We start from the raw sequence: 15800 nt of genomic DNA on the forward strand, positions 1-15800 counted from the left end.
AATGTCTATTTTAAGCGGTAAAAATATACTTTTAGGTGTAACTGCCGGTATTGCTGCTTATAAAACGGCACATTTAGTGCGACTTTTTATAAAAGCAGGTGCACAGGTTAAAGTAGTCATGACACCTGCTTCTAAAGATTTTGTTACACCACTAACACTTTCTACACTTTCACAAAATCCAGTTTACTCAACCTTTTTTGATAAAGGAAATGAAGAAAATGAGGAGTGGAATAGCCACGTTGAATTAGGCCTATGGGCCGATTACATGGTTGTTGCACCAGCTACAGCAAATACATTGTCTAAAATGGCAAATGGCATTTGTGATAATTTATTAATGGCGACTTATTTATCGGCTAAATGTAAGGTGTTTTTTGCTCCTGCGATGGACTTGGATATGTATAAGCATCCAACCACAACTGAGAGTATTGAAAAATTACAAAATTTTGGAAATGTTTTTATACCCCCATCAACTGGTTTTTTAGCGAGTGGTTTAGAGGGAGAAGGCAGAATGGAAGAGCCAGAAAATATTGTTTCTTTTATTGAAAAAGATGTCATTAACGGATTGCCATTATACAATAAAAAAGTATTAATTACTGCTGGTCCAACTTATGAAGCTATTGATCCGGTTCGTTTTATTGGAAATCATTCTTCAGGTAAAATGGGATTTGAATTGGCAAAAGCTGCAGCCAATTTAGGAGGACATGTTTTTTTAATTACTGGACCTTCAAATGAGCAAATTTCAAATTCATTGATTCAAAGAATTGATGTTGTGAGTGCAGATGAGATGTACAATGAAGTTCATAAGTATTATAAATCTATTGATATTGCAATACTTTCTGCTGCAGTAGCAGATTATAAACCAAAAAATATTGCGGATAAAAAAATTAAGAAATCTACAGATTCCTTATCGATTGAGCTGATAAAAACACAAGATATTTTAGCTTCATTAGGTAAAGAAAAAACAACTCAATTTTTAGTTGGCTTTGCATTAGAAACAAATAATGAGCTGGAAAATGCAAAAAAGAAACTAAATAGTAAGAATTTAGATTTAATAGTTTTAAATTCACTGCAAGATGCAGGAGCAGGGTTTAAAACACCAACAAATAAAGTTACAATTATAGATAAATCTGAAAATATTTTGGAATTTAATCTAAAATCTAAAGCTCATGTAGCACAAGATATATTTAATGAAATATTGAGAACTATTTATGCGTAAGATTATATATATATTATTAACTTTTTTTGCTGTTGTTCAGTTAAATGCGCAAGAATTAAATTGTACTATTACTGTTAATGCTGATAAAATACCAGGTTCAAACAAACAGATATTTTCAACATTAGAAAGTGCGTTAAATGAATTTGTTAATCAAAAACGTTGGACAAATTTTAATTATAAACCACAGGAATTAATTAATTGTAATTTAACAATTACTGTTTTAGACCAAACAGGAAATGATTTTAGAGGGCATATTCAAATTCAATCTTCGCGTCCTGTTTATAACTCGACTTATTTAACTCCAGTTTTCAATTTTAAGGACGATAATTTTTCGTTTCAATATACAGAGTTTGAACCATTACAATTTAATGAAAACTCATTTGAGTCCAATTTAGTTTCGGTAGTTACCTTTTATGTTTATACAATTTTAGGAATGGATGCCGATACTTTTTCATTAAATGGTGGAACTCCTTTTTATACAAAAGCTCAAGATATTGTTGTTCAAGCACAACAAAGTGGTTATATAGGTTGGAATCAAAATGACGGTTCAAAAACTAGATTTACATTGATTGACAATCTTTTGTCGCCTACTTATGGTATGTACAGAAAAGCAATGTTTGAGTATCATTTAAAGGGGCTGGATATGATGAACAAGGATAAAAAAATGGCGAAAAAATCAATTTTTGAAGCTGTTACAACCTTAAAGTCAGTTTACGATGCACGACCAAACGCCTTTTTATTGCGTGTTTTTATGGATTCCAAAGCAGATGAAATTGTTGATGTATTTTCAGATGGTCCAAGATTTGATACTAGTAAATTAAAAGACGATTTATTGAGAATTTCCCCTATAAATGCTGCAAAGTGGAATGAAATAGAGTAAATTCTTAACAAAAAAACTCAAGAATGCTTACAAACCTTTCCATAAAAAATTATGCCCTAATAGAAGAATTATCTGTTAGTTTTAAAGATAACTTATCTATTATTACTGGAGAAACTGGTGCGGGTAAATCAATTTTACTTGGAGCACTTGGATTAGTTCTTGGTAAGCGTGCTGATTCTACTACATTAAAAAATACCAAAATTAAATGTGTTATTGAAGCTAAGTTTTCAATTGGAAATTATAAGTTGCATGAATTTTTTGAAGAAAATGATTTAGATTTTGAAGCTGACACAATTATTAGAAGAGAGATTTTGCCAAGTGGAAAATCAAGAGCTTTTATTAATGATACACCAACAACAAACCAAGTTTTACAATTATTAAGTCTAAAGTTAATTGATGTGCATTCTCAGCATCAAACATTGCAATTATCCGATACTAAATTTCAGTTTGAAATAATTGATGCACTCGCAAATAATTCGGCAAAAATAGCATCATATAAAAGAGGATTAAGTTTATACAATCAACTTAATAGTGATTTAGAAAAACTTAAAAAAAATCAAGAAGTTGCTCAGGATCAATACGCGTATAATTTGCATTTATTTGAGGAATTAGAAAAGGCTAACTTAAAAAGTGATGAGCAACAAGTTTTAGAGCAAGAATTAGATAAAGTTAATAATGTTGAAGAAATAAAATTAAATCTTACTGAGGCACAAGCTTCAGTATTTGATGAAGAAGTTGGATTACAAGCCTTATTAGCAAAATTTTCATTGAATTTAAATAAAATCAAGTCATATTCTAAAGAGTATAATGATTTGTTTGAAAGAGCATCAAGTTTAAAAATCGAGTTAGATGACATTGCAAATGAGATAGAAAATTTGAATGAGAATGTAGAATTTAATCCTTCAGAATTAGAAAATTTAAATGATAGATTGCAATTGATTTACAATTTGCAAAAAAAGCATAGTGTGAGTTCAATTGCAGAATTACTAGTTATAAAGGAAGAACTTTCTGTTAAAGTGGATGCGGTTGAAAATTCATCAGCACAAATTAAAGCAAAGGAGAATGAAGTAAAGGAAGTTGCTCAAAAAATTGATGAACTTGCAAAATCAATTTATACTGCAAGAAAAAAAGCGATTCCAGTTTTAATAAAAAAATTAGAAAGCATTCTTTCAATTTTGGGAATGGAAAACACCAGATTTCAATTTAATTTAGAACATACAAATCAGTATTTTTCAAACGGTAAAGATGAATTACAATTATTAATTTCGGCAAACAAAGGCGCTAATTTTGGGGAATTAAAAAAGGTAGCATCGGGTGGTGAACTTTCACGAATTATGTTATCGGTAAAGTCTATTTTATCGGAATATTCAAAATTGCCAACTATTATTTTTGATGAAATTGATACTGGTGTATCCGGTGATGTTTCTCAAAGAATGGCAGATATTATGCAAAAAATGAGTGCTAATATGCAAGTTATTACAATTACGCATTTACCTCAAATTGCAGCAAAAGGACAACAACATTATAAGGTTTATAAGCAAGATTTAAATAACAACATTGTTACTCAGCTAAAAAAATTGAGTAAAAATGAACGTATTAATGAAATTGCTGAAATGTTAAGTGGTAAAAACATTTCTAGTACAGCTATAGAGCATGCAAAAGAGCTCTTAAATTAAGAAATTACTATATTTGCAGCCAATTAAAATAAAATCAAAAACAAAATACAATTATGTATAACTTATTAAAAGGTAAAAAAGGAATTATTTTTGGAGCATTAGATTCAAAGTCAATTGCTTGGAAAGTAGCTGAAAGAGCGCATGAAGAAGGAGCAACATTTGTTTTAACAAATGCACCGGTAGCATTGCGTCTTGGAACGATTTCAGAATTAGCTGAAAAAACGGGATCTACAGTTATACCAGCAGATGCCACATCTATGATGGATTTAGAAAATTTAATTGATAAATCTGTGGAAATTTTAGGTGGTAAAATTGATTTTGTATTACATTCAATAGGAATGTCTGTTAATGTGCGTAGAGGGAATCATTATACAAACCAAGATTATAATTTTACAAAAACTGGTTTTGATGTTTCAGCTTTGTCTTTTCATAGAGTTATGAGTATGTTGTATAAAAAAGACGCTATGAATGAATGGGGAAGCGTTGTTGCCTTATCTTATATGGCAGCGCAACGTGTTTTCCCGGATTATAATGATATGGCAGATAATAAAGCATATTTAGAATCTGTTGCTCGTAGTTTTGGATATTTCTTTGGGCGTGATAAAAAAGTAAGAGTAAATACAATTTCTCAATCTCCAACCCCAACTACGGCAGGTAGTGGTGTAAAAGGTTTTGATGGTTTTATTGCTTATGCTGAAAAAATGTCTCCACTTGGTAATGCTACAGCTTTAGAGTGTGCAGATTATACCATTACACTATTTTCAGATTTAACAAGAAAAGTAACACTTCAAAATTTATTTCATGATGGTGGGTTTTCAAATATGGGTGTAAGTACAGCTATTATGGAAAACTTCATGGAAGATTTTAAATCTGATGAAGTAGTAGAAGAACCAAAAAAGAAAGAAAAAAAATAGGATTTATTCCATTTATATAGAAAGCGATAATTTTATAATTATCGCTTTTTTTTTTTGCTTAAAATTAAAATGATTTATGAATAATTATCTGGATTAAATCTAAATTTTAGAAGTATGAGTATTGTCACGTTTTTAGCCAAATAATTGCTTTAATTTTGATAGTATCAAATATATACCAGTAATATTATTCTATGAGACCACTTAAAATTGTAGTACTTGCAAAGCAAGTGCCGGACACACGTCATGTGGGTCCAGATGCCATGAAACCAGATGGCACCGTAAATAGAGGTAAACTTGCAACAGTATTTAATCCAGATGATTTACACGCTCTGGAACTAGCATTAAATATAAAAGATCGTATCCCGGGAACTCACGTTACTATATTAACAATGGGGCCACAAAAAGCAGCTGATATTATCCGCGAAGGGTATTATCGTGGTGTAGATGATGGAATTATGATTTCTGATAGACGTTTTGGAGGGGCAGATACGTTGGCAACTAGTTATACTATTGTTCAAGCAATAAAAAAAATAGCCGATTATGACTTAATAGTTGGAGGAAGACAAGCCATTGATGGGGATACAGCGCAAGTTGGCCCACAATGTGCTGATAAATTAAACATCCCTCAAATAACTTATGTTGAAGAAGTTTTAACTATTGAAGAAGACAAAATAATTGCAAGAAGAAGGTTAGAAAATGGTGTTGAGGTAGTTTCTTCCCCATATCCTTGCTTAATGACCGTTCATGGTTCTTCTCCAGAGTGTAGATCAAGACATGCCAAAAATGTTATGAAATACAAATATGCAAGAACAAAAACAGAGATGAGAAAAGGAGATCCTATTCTAGAGGAATTGCATAAAAAAAGACCTTATTTGGTGATTCCAGAATGGAGTGTTGAAGATATTGTTGCAGATGAAGCAAAAATTGGATTAGCAGGTTCACCAACTAAAGTTAAAAGTGTTTCCAGCATTGTATTAACTGCAAATGAATCTAAAGTATTAACTGATTCAGATAGTGATATAGAAGGAATGATTAAAGAATTAATTAAACATCACACCATTGGGTAGTTGATATAACTTAAAATGAATAAAATGAAAAGTGTATTTGTTTATTGCGAAGTAGAAAATAAAGAAGTAGCAGAAATAAGTCAGGAGTTATTATCAGCAGGAAAAAGATTAGCTCAAAAGTTGGGATGTCAGCTAGACGCAATGCTTTTTGGAAAAGACTTAGACGGAATTGAAAATCAAATTTCACCTTATGGAGTTGATAAATTATTTATTTCTGACGATTCAAGACTTGAACCTTACAGAACTTTGCCTCATGCAGCTTTAGCTCATAAAGTATTAAAAGAACAAGATCCTCAAATTGTATTGTTTGGAGCAACTTCTGTTGGTAGAGATTTAGCACCACGTTTGGCTTCAAAATTAAACTGTGGATTAACAGCCGATACTACCATATTAGATATTGGCGATCATTTTGTAAAAAAAGAAAAGAAAGAATATACCGATTTGTTGTATGCAATTCGTCCAGCATTTGGAGGAAGTATTATGGCGAACATTATAAACTGGGATATGCACCCTCAGATGGCGACTGTTAGGGAAGGTGTAATGAAAAAAGAAATTTTCGATGCAAATTATAAGTCAGAAATAATTAAGTTAAATGCAACTGAAGTTTTAAATGATGAAGATTTTGTTGTTGAAGTTATTGAACGTCATATTGAAGAGTCAAGTGTAAATTTAAAAGATGCACCTATTATTGTTGCTGGTGGATATGGAGTAGGGTCAAAAGAAAATTTCGACTTGCTTAGAAATTTAGCAAATATTTTGGGAGGTGAAGTTGGAGGTTCAAGAGCTGCTGTAGATGCCGGATTTATTGATCACAATAGACAAATTGGACAAACCGGAACTACGGTAAGACCAAAATTATATATAGCAGCAGGTATTTCAGGGGCCATTCAACATACTGCAGGTATGCAAGATGCTTCTATGATTATCTCTATAAATAATGATCCGGACGCGCCAATTAATGCAATTGCAGATTATGTAATTACAGGAGATTTAGGAGTTGTTCTTCCAAAAATGATTAAATTTTACAAGGAGAACGCTAAATAGATTAAAATAAAATTAAGAGTTTATTAGAAAACTCTATTAATAAAATAGAAAAAAATGGATAATTTTTTCAAAGATACTCCGGATTTTAAATTTCATTTAAAAGATCCAATATTAAAAAAAGTTGTAAAGTTAAAAGAAGATAATTTTGAACAATCTGAAAAGTTTGATTATGCGCCATTGAATCATGAAGATGCAATTGATTCATATGAAAAAATTCTTGAAATAGTAGGTGATATTTGTGCCAATACAATTTCGCCAAATGCAGAAGGTGTTGATTTAGAAGGACCGCATATTGAGAATAATGAAGTAATTTATGCAAAGGGTACAACAGAAGATTATAAAGCTTTGTATGAAGCTGGTTTAATTGGAATGTCTTTACCTAGAAGATATGGAGGTTTAAATTTCCCTTTATTGCCTTATGTTATGGCTGCGGAAATGGTAGCTCGGGCAGATGCAGGTTTTGCAAATATTTGGGGACTACAAGATTGTGCCGAAACTATTTATGAATTTGGGTCAGAGGAACAAAAAGATAAGTTTTTACCACGCTTTAACCGAGATGGAGCTACTGCTGCAATGGTTTTAACAGAGCCAGATGCAGGTTCAGATTTACAAGCTGTAAAATTAAAAGCTGTCTTTAATGAAGAAAAAAATACTTGGATTTTAAACGGTGTAAAACGTTTTATTACCAATGGTGATGCTGATATTTCATTGGTATTGGCTCGTTCAGAAGATGGAACAAGTGATGCTCGTGGTTTATCCATGTTTATTTACGATAGAAACGACCATGCTGTTGAAGTGCGTCATTTAGAAAAAAAATTAGGAATTAAAGGATCACCAACCTGTGAATTAGTATTTAAAGATGCTCCTGCTGAATTGGTAGGGAAAGAGCGCTTTGGGTTGATTAAGTATGTTATGTCTTTAATGAATTCTGCACGGTTAGGTGTTGGTGCTCAGTCGGTTGGTATTGCGGATGCTGCGTATAGAGAGGCGTTGAAATATGCTGAGGAAAGAGCACAATTTGGAAAAGTAATTGTGAATTTCCCGGCCGTTTATGAAATGTTAACGAATATGAAACTTCGCATAGATGCACTTCGTTCATTATTATATGAAACTACTCGTTTTGTGGATATTTTCAAAGCTTATGAAGAAGTAATGAAAGATAGAAAGTTAGAAAAGGAAGAACGTATGGAAATGAAACATTACGGGAAACTTTCTAATGTTTTTACACCGCTAATTAAATTAACTGCAAGTGAAGCATGTAATAAAATAGCGTACGATTCTTTACAAATTCATGGTGGTACTGGGTTTATGAAAGATTTTCCAATAGAACGGATTTATAGAGATGCACGTATTACTTCAATTTATGAAGGCACATCTCAGTTGCAGGCTGTTGCAGCTATAAAAGGCGTTACAACTGGAGTTTACTTTGAGCAAATTAAAGCCTATGATGCTGAAGTTTCAGATAAAAATTGTGAAATTAGAACTAAGCTTCACAAAATGACAGAAGAATATCAATCCATATCTCAAAGCGTTATAGAACTAAAAAATAATGAGTTGATTGATTTCCATTCAACAAGACTTGTAGAAATGGCAGGGAATATAATTATGGGTTACTTGTTGGTATTAAATAGCCAAAAAGATGATAAATTTATAAAAACCGCAAGGTTATATGTGAATTTAGTGAGATCTGAAAACAAGGAAAGATTTGATTATATGACTGGATTTAGCGTTGAGAATTTAGAAATGTACAAAAATGTAGATTTAGAAGCTTTACAGCAATAATCATAAATTTTAAAAATTAAATAATACCAAAGTAATTTTAAAATGTTGTATAAATAATTTGAATTGTTTTGTATTCAGATAAGATAGAAAATATAAGCATAGCATTCGTTACGGTTCTATTTTATATTGAAATATGGATGAAAAAGAAACATAATTATATGCGGCATTTTGATGTTATTTTGGTATAAAAACCTATTTTGAATAACAGTTTATACGTCATGCTGAACTTGATTCAGCATCTCATAATTTTTAGAAATTAACATCATAAAAACCTACTTTGTATAAATTCAAAGTAGGTTTTTTCTATATAGTTCTTATAAAAACTGTAATTTTGGATTTCTTAAAGAAATTATTAGTGGAGTTACAATTTTCAATTATCGTTCCTGTTTATAATCGACCTCAAGAAATTGAAGAGTTGTTGGCGAGTTTAACCAAGCAAACGTATCAAAAGAATTTTGAGATTGTTATTGTTGAAGATGGCTCGGAAAATATTTCAAAGGAAATTGTTGATAGTTATTCGAAAGAGCTGAGCATTAAATATTTCTTAAAAGAAAACACAGGAGCAGGAGCAAGCAGAAATTTTGGAATGCAACATGCAACGGGTAATTACTTTATAATTTTTGATTCGGATTGTTTAATCCCTGAAAATTATTTAGTGGAAGTTGAAAAAGCATTAACTACAAATTATACCGATGCTTTTGGTGGAGCCGATGCTGCACACGAATCTTTTACCACAGTTCAAAAAGCTATAAATTATAGTATGACTTCCTTTTTTACTACTGGCGGAATTCGTGGAAGTAAAAAAGCAGTTGATAAATTTCAACCAAGAAGTTTTAATTTGGGAATTTCTAAAAAAGCTTTTGAAGCAACCAAAGGTTTTAGTAAAATGAAAATAGGGGAAGATATTGACCTAACTTTTAGATTGTGGGAACATAATTTTGAAACACAGTTTATTGAGAATGCCTTTGTATATCATAAAAGAAGATCTACGTTTCAACAATTTTTTAAACAGACTTTTGCATTTGGAAATGGGCGTCCATTTTTAAATAAAAAATATCCAAATACAGCTAAAATCACTTATTGGTTTCCTTCTTTGTTTATTACTTCTTTATTTAGTGCAATCTTGTTTTATATGTTAGGAATAAAGTTATTTTTAGGTTTTTTTGCGATTTATTTTATAGTGATATTTTTAGATTCACTAATTAAAAACAAAAATTTATCCGTTGCTTTCTACAGTATAATTACAACTTTAATTCAGTTTTTTGGCTACGGTTTAGGATTTATAAAAGGATTACTGACAGAGTAAAATACTTCGTTTAAACAATAAATGGCTTTTATTTCTTTATTCGTAATATTGAACAAAATGCTTCTGAACAAACGCATGAAAGAAAAACTTTTGAATTTTATTCTTTATTCAAGGTTTTTAAAGGAATAATTTCAATAAAATAATAAATAATTGTTCCAACTATTCCAGTAAATATGAGTATTAAGGTCCACATTACTTTTTTGTTGGTATCATTTTCAGGATTATTATTTGTGTGCACTATGTAATATATTTTTATTCCTAAGCCTACAATTGCCATTAAAATTGCTAACAGAATAAACCACAATAATGATTGCATAAATTCTAAAGGAAATTCACCTTGACTGTGTTCTAATTCTATAATATTCTCAAAGAAAACAGTAAAAAAGAACATTAAAAATAAGGCAAGTAGAACTAGTGGTAAAAAAGTAAAAATTGATAACCAAAACTTTGTAGAAGATTTCATAATTATATAATTAAAATTACTTCAATAAATTTACTAAATAATTACTTATAAATTATGGCAAAAAAAATCCAGATATTTTTTTTAAAATATCTGGATAAATTATTTCCTAAAAAAGATTGCCGTTATTCCTCAATCTTCTTTTTTCCTTTAGTAATTTTTATTGTTAACTCTTTTGTTTTTTTATCTAAATCCATAAAAATAGAGTCTCCTTCAGTAAGTTTAGAATTTACAATTTCTTCTGCTAAAGCATCTTCAATATATTTTTGAATAGCACGTTTTAAAGGACGTGCTCCATATTGCTTATCAAAACCTTTATCTGCAATATAATCTTTTGCTTCATCAGTAAGTTTAAGGTTGTAACCTAAACCTTCAATTCGTTTTACTAATTTACTTAATTCAATGTCAATAATTGAATGAATATCTTCACGTTCTAATGCGTTGAAAACAATTACATCATCAATTCTATTTAAAAATTCAGGAGCAAAAGATTTTTTAAGTGCATTTTCAATCACTTTTTTAGCATTTGCATCTTCTTGTTCTTTTTTAGATGAAGTTCCAAAGCCAACTCCTGTTCCAAAGTCTTTTAATTGACGTGAACCAATGTTAGAAGTCATAATAATTATGGTATTTCTAAAGTCAATTTTTCTACCAAGACTGTCGGTTATATGTCCGTCATCTAAAATTTGTAAAAGCATATTAAATACATCAGGATGTGCTTTTTCAATTTCATCTAACAATACAACAGCATATGGTTTACGTCTAATTTTCTCGGTTAATTGCCCGCCTTCTTCATAACCAACATAACCTGGAGGAGCACCAATTAAACGAGAAATAGCGAATTTCTCCATATACTCACTCATATCAATTCTAACCAAAGCATCTTCATTATCAAATAATTCCGTTGCTAAAACTTTCGCAAGCTGTGTTTTACCAACCCCAGTTTGACCTAAAAATATAAATGAACCAATTGGCTTATTTGGATCTTTTAATCCAACACGGTTTCTCTGAATAGCCTTAACTACTTTGGCAACCGCTTCGTCTTGACCAATAACTTTCCCTTTTATAAGATTTGGTAAATCATGCAATCTGTGACTTTCAGCTTCTGCAACTCTGTTAACTGGAATTCCAGTCATCATAGAAACTACTTCGGCAACATTATCTTCAGTTACAATTTCACGATTTAATTTAGAGGCTTCTTCCCATTTTTGTTGTTCAATTTTTAAAGAACTCTCAATTCTCTTTTCATCATCACGAAGTCTAGCTGCTTCTTCATATTTTTGACCATTAACAGCAGCAGTTTTATCTGTTTTAATTTTTTCTAATTGTTTCTCCAGTTGAAGTACTTCTTTTGGAACAACAATATTTGTAATGTGAATACGAGAACCTGCCTCATCCATTGCGTCAATAGCTTTGTCAGGAAGAAACCGATCCGTCATATATCTATTGGTTAAATTTACACAAGCTTTAATGGCATCGTTTGTATAAGTTACCAAATGATGATCTTCATATTTATCTTTAATATTTTCTAATATTTGAATTGTTTCTTCAACCGAGGTTGGTTCTACTATTACTTTTTGAAATCTTCTTTCTAAAGCACCGTCTTTTTCAATATTGGTTCTAAATTCATCTAACGTTGTGGCTCCAATACATTGAATTTCACCTCTTGCTAAAGCAGGTTTTAACATATTTGAAGCATCTAAAGAACCAGTTGCACCACCTGCGCCTACAATGGTATGAATTTCGTCAATAAATAAAATTATATCATCATTTTTCTCAAGTTCATTCATTAAAGCTTTCATTCGCTCTTCAAACTGACCTCTATATTTTGTTCCGGCAACTAAACTTGCTAAATCTAAGGAAACAATACGTTTATTAAATAAAATTCGAGAAACTTTTCGTTGATGAATTCGTAAAGCCAAACCTTCAGCTATTGCAGATTTACCTACTCCTGGTTCCCCAATTAACATTGGATTGTTCTTTTTTCTTCGGCTTAAAATTTGAGAAACGCGTTCTATTTCTTTTTTTCTACCAACAACAGGATCTAGACCACCTTCTTCGGCCAAACGAGTTAAATCACGTCCAAAATTATCTAAAACAGGAGTTTTTGATTTCTTTTGAGGAGCTTGTTCTCCTTTGGATTGCTCAAATGGATTTGATTTTGGTGATTCAAAATCATCATTAGAGCTATTTTCAGCTTTAGGTAAATCTATTTCTTCATCTAAATACAATTGCTTAAATATGGTTTTAACATCTTCATAGCTAGCATCAAAGTTATGTAATAACTTTGTAGTAGGATCATTCTCATTTCGTAAAATACATAACAATAAATGCGCTGTATTTACGGATTCACTTTGATATAATTTCGCTTCTAAAAAAGTTGTTTTTAAGGCTTTTTCAGCTTGTTTGGTTAAGCGTAAACTTTTCTTTTCATTGGATATCTCAATGCTAGGATTTATTGGGCTTAAGCTTTCAATTTTTTTACGTAAATGATCAAGATTTATATCTAGAGTATTTAATATATCGATTGCTTTACCATTCCCTTTTCTAATTAGGCCTAACATTAGGTGTTCTGTTCCAATAAAATCATGACCCAATCTTAACGCTTCTTCCTTGCTGTATGCAATTACATCTTTTACTTTTGGTGAAAAATTATCGTCCATTATATTATGTTTATATTGTAAAATTAACTGATTTTTTTCTTTTTTTAATACAAAAACAACACCACTTTTTTATTAATTATTTTTTGAATGTAATTTTACGAATTAAAAACGCTGTAAATCAAGTACTTAAATACTAATTTTTTCAACTATTTATTGTTGATAAATATTATAAAAACAAGGTGGGTTTTAAGTTGTAAAAAAGTGAAAAATTGTATATTGCTTTGTTAAAATATGACACTAAAATAAATTAAAAAACATATGGCAGACGGAGAAAAACTGATACCAATAAATATTGAAGATGAAATGAAATCTGCTTACATTGATTATTCAATGTCAGTAATAGTTTCAAGAGCACTTCCAGATGTGCGAGATGGTTTAAAACCTGTACACAGAAGGGTATTATTTGGTATGCATGAATTAGGAATTAAAGCAACCGGATCTTATAAAAAATCAGCAAGAATAGTTGGGGAAGTATTAGGGAAGTATCACCCGCATGGAGATACATCTGTATACGACTCTATGGTACGGATGGCTCAAAATTGGAGCGTACGTTATATGATGGTTGATGGTCAAGGTAACTTTGGGTCTGTAGATGGTGATAGCCCGGCGGCAATGCGTTATACTGAAGTACGCATGCAAAAAATTTCTGAAGAAATGCTTGCAGATATCGAGAAGGATACGGTTGATCATAAACTAAACTTTGATGATACTTTAAATGAGCCAACAGTATTACCTACAAGAATTCCTAACTTGTTAGTAAATGGAGCATCAGGTATTGCAGTGGGTATGGCTACAAATATGGCTCCGCACAATTTAACAGAAGTTATTAATGGAACCCTTGCATATATTGATAATAGAGAGATTGAAATCTCTGAATTAATGCAGCATATTAAAGCTCCTGATTTTCCTACAGGTGGTATAATTTATGGTTACGAGGGCGTTAAAGAAGCTTTTGAAACAGGTAGAGGGAGAATTGTAATGCGTGCAAAAGCTACTATTGAAGAGGTTCAGGGTAGGGAATGTATTATTGTTACTGAAATTCCATATCAGGTTAACAAAGCAGATATGATTAAAAAAACTGCTGATTTAGTTAACGAAAAGAAATTAGAAGGAATCGCTAATATTAGAGATGAATCTGATAGAAATGGAATGCGTATTGTTTATATTTTAAAACGTGATGCAATTCCTAACATTGTTTTAAATAAATTATATAAATATACAGGTTTACAAACTTCATTTAGTGTTAATAACATTGCATTAGTAAACGGACGACCAGAACAATTAAACTTAAAGCAATTAATTCATTATTTTGTTGAACATAGACATGAAGTTATTGTTAGACGAACTGAATTTGAACTTAAAAAAGCGGAAGCTAGAGCTCATATTTTAGAAGGATTAATTATTGCAAGTGATAATATTGATGAAGTAATCAAGATTATTAGAGCTTCTTCAAATGCAGATGAAGCAAGAGAAAGTTTAATAGAACGTTTTGAATTATCTGAAATTCAAGCTAAGGCAATTGTTGAAATGCGTTTGCGTCAATTAACTGGTTTAGAGCAAGATAAATTACGTGCTGAATATGATGGAATTATAAAGTTAATTGCAGATTTAAAAGATATTTTAGGGAACGAAGTTAGACGTTACGAAATAATTAAAGAAGAACTTACTACAATTAGAGATAAATATGGTGATGATAGAAGATCTGTAATTGAATATGCAGGTGGTGATTTATCAATTGAAGATATGATTCCTAATTCTAAAGTAATTGTTACTATTTCACATGCAGGTTATGTGAAAAGAACAAACTTGGAAGAATATAAAGTTCAGAACAGAGGTGGTAGAGGTCAAAAAGGTGTATCTACAAGAAATGAAGATTTCTTAGAGCATTTATTTGTTGGTACCAACCATCAATATATGTTGTTCTTTACTCAAAAAGGTAAAGTATTTTGGATGCGTGTTTATGAAATTCCAGAGGGAGGTAAAACCTCAAAAGGTAGAGCGCTTCAAAATTTAATAAATATTGAACAAGACGATAAAGTAAAAGCATTCTTAGTTACTGAAGATTTAAAGAATGAAGATTATGTAAATAGTCATTATATAATAATGGCAACTAAAAAAGGTCAAGTAAAAAAGACTTCTTTAGAACAATATTCTCGTCCAAGAACAAATGGTATTAATGCAATTACAATTAGAGAAGATGATGAATTGTTAGAAGCAAAATTAACAACTGGAGATAGTCAAGTAATGATTGCGCTAAAATCTGGTAAATCAATTCGATTTGAGGAAGAGAAAACACGTCCAATGGGTAGAAATGCATCGGGTGTTCGTGGTATTACTTTGTCAAATGATAAGGATGAAGTTGTTGGAATGATTGCTGTTAATAATCAAGAAAGCAACATTCTTGTTGTTTCAGAAAATGGATATGGAAAAAGATCTAGCCTTGAAGATTATAGAATAACAAATAGAGGTGGTAAAGGAGTTAAAACTATTAATGTAACTGAAAAAACAGGTGGTTTAGTTGCCATAAAAGAAGTAACAGATGATGATGATTTAATGATTATAAATAAATCAGGTATTACTATTAGACTTGCTGTTTCGGATTTACGTGTTATGGGAAGAGCTACACAAGGTGTTAAATTAATTAATATAAAAGATAACGATTCAATTGCAGCAGTGGCAAAAGTAATGCATGAAGACGATGAAGAAATAGATGTTGATGAAAATGGCACGGAAATTGAAAACAACAATGAAGAGAGTACAAATCAAGAATAAATTAAGAATAAATCAATTAA

General features: G+C 30.8%; 11 protein-coding genes. 9 read left to right on the forward strand and 2 right to left on the reverse strand.

Annotation, left to right across the window (positions count from 1 at the left end; genetic code table 11):
- Position 1: 1 nt before the first annotated feature.
- The 8 genes from coaBC (at position 2) to CHB63_RS00525 (ending at position 9885) form a co-directional block, all read left to right on the forward strand.
- Entirely contained in the window at positions 2-1216 is a 1215-nt protein-coding gene (gene coaBC / locus CHB63_RS00490) for a bifunctional phosphopantothenoylcysteine decarboxylase/phosphopantothenate--cysteine ligase CoaBC (RefSeq protein WP_089376481.1), read from the forward strand.
- Complete coding sequence (gene porD / locus CHB63_RS00495) at positions 1209-2096, forward strand: type IX secretion system protein PorD (RefSeq protein ID WP_089376482.1); 888 nt, start codon at positions 1209-1211, stop codon at positions 2094-2096. The genes coaBC and porD overlap by 8 nt, the downstream gene beginning before the upstream one ends.
- Before the next feature lie 23 nt (positions 2097-2119).
- Positions 2120-3772, forward strand: a complete 1653-nt coding sequence (gene recN / locus CHB63_RS00500) for a DNA repair protein RecN (protein WP_089376483.1) — start codon at positions 2120-2122, stop codon at positions 3770-3772.
- A 53-nt stretch (positions 3773-3825) separates the two neighbouring features.
- On the forward strand, positions 3826-4686 hold the full coding sequence (locus CHB63_RS00505) for an enoyl-ACP reductase FabI (protein WP_089376484.1): 861 nt from the start codon (positions 3826-3828) through the stop codon (positions 4684-4686).
- A 191-nt stretch (positions 4687-4877) separates the two neighbouring features.
- Complete coding sequence (locus CHB63_RS00510; protein WP_089376485.1) at positions 4878-5753, forward strand: electron transfer flavoprotein subunit beta/FixA family protein; 876 nt, start codon at positions 4878-4880, stop codon at positions 5751-5753.
- Between the two features lie 24 nt (positions 5754-5777).
- Positions 5778-6797: an electron transfer flavoprotein subunit alpha/FixB family protein gene (locus CHB63_RS00515; protein WP_089377534.1), complete on the forward strand. Its 1020-nt coding sequence runs from the start codon at positions 5778-5780 to the stop codon at positions 6795-6797.
- Positions 6798-6851: 54 nt separating this feature from the next.
- Positions 6852-8579 (forward strand): acyl-CoA dehydrogenase family protein, encoded by a 1728-nt coding sequence (locus CHB63_RS00520; RefSeq protein ID WP_089376486.1) that lies wholly within the window; start codon positions 6852-6854, stop codon positions 8577-8579.
- A 331-nt stretch (positions 8580-8910) separates the two neighbouring features.
- Complete coding sequence (locus CHB63_RS00525) at positions 8911-9885, forward strand: glycosyltransferase (protein WP_245856721.1); 975 nt, start codon at positions 8911-8913, stop codon at positions 9883-9885.
- Positions 9886-9982: 97 nt separating this feature from the next.
- On the opposite strand, the gene CHB63_RS00530 is transcribed toward CHB63_RS00525, so the two are convergent.
- Positions 9983-10348 (reverse strand): PLDc N-terminal domain-containing protein, encoded by a 366-nt coding sequence (locus CHB63_RS00530; protein ID WP_089376488.1) that lies wholly within the window; start codon positions 10346-10348, stop codon positions 9983-9985.
- Positions 10349-10470: 122 nt separating this feature from the next.
- Positions 10471-13008 carry an ATP-dependent Clp protease ATP-binding subunit gene (locus CHB63_RS00535; protein ID WP_089376489.1) on the reverse strand — a complete coding sequence of 846 codons (2538 nt, stop codon included), beginning with the start codon at positions 13006-13008 and terminating at the stop codon, positions 10471-10473.
- Positions 13009-13266: 258 nt separating this feature from the next.
- Here CHB63_RS00535 and gyrA point away from each other — a divergent pair, with 258 nt between their 5' ends.
- Complete coding sequence (gene gyrA, locus CHB63_RS00540; RefSeq protein ID WP_089376490.1) at positions 13267-15780, forward strand: DNA gyrase subunit A; 2514 nt, start codon at positions 13267-13269, stop codon at positions 15778-15780.
- Positions 15781-15800 lie beyond the last annotated feature (20 nt).

Source organism: Lutibacter flavus, assembly GCF_900188355.1.
Classification (GTDB): domain Bacteria; phylum Bacteroidota; class Bacteroidia; order Flavobacteriales; family Flavobacteriaceae; genus Lutibacter; species Lutibacter flavus.